Genomic DNA, 1,154 nt, shown 5'->3' on the forward strand with positions numbered 1-1,154 from the left:
CTTCCAGATGTATTTGCCTCAACCTATCAAGGATCTGGAGGCAGTAGCCATACAGCTGGCGTAAAGATTCAATTAGAATATGATCTTCTCAGCGGCCAATTCATGCACGTTCACTCAGGACCAGGTAAAGAAAACGATCGAACCTACGGTTCCACTTGCTTACAAACGGTGCAATCAGGCGATTTATGTATACGCGATTTAGGTTATTTTGACTTGAACGATTTCTATCAAATAGATGAGAAAGGAGCCTACTACATCTCTCGCTTAAAATTAAATAATCGGATATATTTGAAGAATCCTGATCCCGAATACTTCAAAAATGGTTTGATCAAAAAACGAACTGAATATATTCAATTGGATATGGAGGAGACCATGAATCAACTAAAACCAGGACAAACCTATGAAATCTCAGACGTTTATATTGGCATGTATCAAAAGTTGCCAACTCGAGTTATTATTCACCGACTTACAGAGGAACAAACCCGAAAAAGATGGGAAGATCAAGCGTTAAAAGAGAAAAAGAAGGGGATTGTCATGAAAGAACGAAGTAAACGATTGAGTGCCATGAATGTATACATCACCAATATGCCACCCCAGGAAGTCCCGGCGGGACACGTTCACGATCTTTATTCCCTTCGCTGGCAAATTGAGCTACTTTTTAAAACATGGAAATCCTTCTTTGAAGTGGATCAGTGTAAAGAGATCAAACAAGATCGATTAGAATGTCACCTTTATGGCCAACTCATTGCCATCCTTCTCTGTTCTTCTACCATGTTTCAAATGAGGCAGCTACTTCTTATCAAGAAAAAACGGGAACTCAGTGAATATAAAGCCATTTATATCATTAAAGATTACTTCTTACTTTTGTTTCAAGCAATACAAAAAAACACCCAAGAGCTATCAAAGACGCTGCATCGCCTGTTTACCCTCCTACAGAAAAACGGGCGTAAATCCCATCGATATGAGAAAAAAACGGTCTTTGATATTTTGGGTGTCGTGTATCAGTATACCGTGTCCAGCGGGAAAGCTGCATAGCAAAAAAATGACCCCGTTTCGGGTTTATTTGGCATGCCATTATTTCGTAATCTAAACGGTTGTCTTGTGGAAAGGGACCGACTTTATGAATCAGCGACGTTAACTTGATGGGTATGGGG

1 protein-coding gene is annotated in these 1,154 nt (G+C 39.8%); it reads left to right on the forward strand.

The window, feature by feature from the left end; all coding sequences use genetic code 11:
- The coding region (locus JUJ52_RS23005) for an IS4 family transposase (RefSeq protein WP_228089242.1) at window positions 1–1,035 on the forward strand (1,035 nt) is incomplete at its 5' end.
- Window positions 1,036–1,154 lie beyond the last annotated feature (119 nt).

The organism is Virgibacillus sp. AGTR (genome assembly GCF_016919725.2).
In the GTDB taxonomy this organism is placed as follows: Bacteria; Bacillota; Bacilli; order Bacillales; family Amphibacillaceae; genus Virgibacillus; species Virgibacillus salarius.